This is a genomic window from Planomicrobium sp. MB-3u-38 (genome assembly GCF_002836425.1).
GTDB lineage: Bacteria > Bacillota > Bacilli > Bacillales_A > Planococcaceae > Planococcus > Planococcus okeanokoites.
The window spans coordinates 1-2,964 of sequence record NZ_PJBO01000055.1 but is presented as its reverse complement, the minus strand read 5'-3'; the positions used below and the strand labels follow the sequence as shown (position 1 = coordinate 2,964).

General features: G+C 54.1%; 1 rRNA gene. It reads right to left on the bottom strand.

The window, feature by feature from the left end:
* Nucleotides 1–3: 3 nt before the first annotated feature.
* A 23S ribosomal RNA gene (locus CXF70_RS10340) occupies nucleotides 4–2,937 on the bottom strand.
* Between the last annotated feature and the right edge of the window lie 27 nt (nucleotides 2,938–2,964).

Below are 2,964 nucleotides of genomic sequence, written 5' to 3'. Positions count from 1 at the left end.
TAATTGGTTAAGTCCTCGATCGATTAGTATTCGTCAGCTGCACGTGTCGCCACGCTTCCACCTCGAACCTATCTACCTCATCGTCTTTGAGGGATCTTACTTGCTTGCGCAATGGGAAATCTCATCTTGAGGGGGGCTTCGTGCTTAGATGCTTTCAGCACTTATCCCGGCCACACATAGCTACCCAGCGATGCCCCTGGCGGAACAACTGGTACACCAGCGGTGTGTCCATCCCGGTCCTCTCGTACTAAGGACAGCTCCTCTCAAATTTCCTGCGCCCGCGACGGATAGGGACCGAACTGTCTCACGACGTTCTGAACCCAGCTCGCGTACCGCTTTAATGGGCGAACAGCCCAACCCTTGGGACCGACTACAGCCCCAGGATGCGATGAGCCGACATCGAGGTGCCAAACCTCCCCGTCGATGTGGACTCTTGGGGGAGATAAGCCTGTTATCCCCGGGGTAGCTTTTATCCGTTGAGCGATGGCCCTTCCATGCGGAACCACCGGATCACTAAGCCCGTCTTTCGACCCTGCTCGACCTGTACGTCTCGCAGTCAAGCTCCCTTCTGCCTTTACACTCTGCGAATGATTTCCAACCATTCTGAGGGAACCTTTGGGCGCCTCCGTTACTCTTTAGGAGGCGACCGCCCCAGTCAAACTGCCCGCCTGACACTGTCTCCCACCCCGATCAGGGGTGCGGGTTAGAAGTTCAATACAACCAGGGTAGTATCCCACCGACGCCTCCCCCGAAGCTGGCGCTCCGGGTTCATTGGCTCCTACCTATCCTGTACAAGTTGCACCAAAATTCAATATCAGGCTACAGTAAAGCTCCACGGGGTCTTTCCGTCCTGTCGCGGGTAACCTGCATCTTCACAGGTACTATAATTTCACCGAGTCTCTCGTTGAGACAGTGCCCAGATCGTTACGCCTTTCGTGCGGGTCGGAACTTACCCGACAAGGAATTTCGCTACCTTAGGACCGTTATAGTTACGGCCGCCGTTTACTGGGGCTTCGGTTCGCACCTTCGCTTGCGCTAAGCACTCCCCTTAACCTTCCAGCACCGGGCAGGCGTCAGCCCCTATACGTCACCTTACGGTTTTGCAGAGACCTGTGTTTTTGCTAAACAGTCGCCTGGGCCTATTCACTGCGGCTCTCTCGGGCTATTCACCCTACCAGAGCACCCCTTCTCCCGAAGTTACGGGGTCATTTTGCCGAGTTCCTTAACGAGAGTTCACTCGCTCACCTTAGAATTCTCTTCTCGCCTACCTGTGTCGGTTTGCGGTACGGGCACCTCCCGCCTCGCTAGAGGCTTTTCTTGGCAGTGTGAAATCAGGGACTCCGGAGAATACTCTCCTTGCCATCACAGCTCAACGTATCAGGAATGGGATTTGCCTCATTCCACGCCTCACTGCTTGGACGCGCACAACCAACGGCGCGCTCACCTTATCCTTCTGCGTCCCCCCATTGCTCAAACGGCGGGGAGGTGGTACAGGAATATCAACCTGTTGTCCATCGTCTACGCCTATCGGCCTCGACTTAGGTCCCGACTGACCCTGAGCGGACGAGCCTTCCTCAGGAAACCTTAGGCATTCGGTGGACGGGATTCTCACCCGTCTTTCGTTACTCATACCGGCATTCTCACTTCTAAGCGCTCCACCAGTCCTTCCGGTCTGACTTCAACGCCCTTAGAACGCTCTCCTACCACGGAGCTCATACGAGCTCCATCCACAGCTTCGGTAATCCGTTTAGCCCCGGTACATTTTCGGCGCAGTGTCACTCGACCAGTGAGCTATTACGCACTCTTTAAATGATGGCTGCTTCTAAGCCAACATCCTGGTTGTCTAAGCAACGCCACATCCTTTTCCACTTAACGGATATTTGGGGACCTTAGCTGGTGGTCTGGGCTGTTTCCCTCTTGACTACGGATCTTATCACTCGCAGTCTGACTCCCAATCATAAATCACTGGCATTCGGAGTTTGTCTGAATTCGGTAACCCGGGATGGGCCCCTAGTCCAAACAGTGCTCTACCTCCAGGATTCTCAAGATTGAGGCTAGCCCTAAAGCTATTTCGGAGAGAACCAGCTATCTCCAGGTTCGATTGGAATTTCTCCGCTACCCACACCTCATCCCCGCACTTTTCAACGTGCGTGGGTTCGGGCCTCCAGTAAGTGTTACCTTACCTTCACCCTGGACATGGGTAGATCACCTGGTTTCGGGTCTACAACTGCATACTCATTCGCCCTGTTCAGACTCGCTTTCGCTGCGGCTCCGGCTTCTCACCTTAACCTTGCATGCAATCGTAACTCGCCGGTTCATTCTACAAAAGGCACGCCATCACCCATAAACGGGCTCTGACTACTTGTAGGCACACGGTTTCAGGATCTGTTTCACTCCCCTTCCGGGGTGCTTTTCACCTTTCCCTCACGGTACTGGTTCACTATCGGTCACTAGGGAGTATTTAGCCTTGGGAGATGGTCCTCCCGGATTCCGACGGAATTTCACGTGTTCCGCCGTACTCAGGATCCACTCTGGAGGGGACAAACTTTCAGCTACGGGGCTGTTACCCGCTGCGGCGGACCGTTCCAGGTCGCTTCGCCTAATCTGTCCTTTTGTAACTCCGTATAGAGTGTCCTACAACCCCAAGAGGCAAGCCTCTTGGTTTGGGCTGTTCCCGTTTCGCTCGCCGCTACTCAGGGAATCGCATTTGCTTTCTCTTCCTCCAGGTACTTAGATGTTTCAGTTCCCTGGGTGTGCCTTCGCATGTGCTATTGATTCACACATGGATACTGCCCCATTACAGGCAGTGGGTTTCCCCATTCGGAAATCTCCGGATCATCGCTCACTTACAGCTCCCCGAAGCATATCGGTGTTAGTGCCGTCCTTCTTCGGCTCCTAGTGCCAAGGCATCCACCGTGCGCCCTTCCTAACTTAACCAAATGGTCTGTTAAAAAGTTGATCACC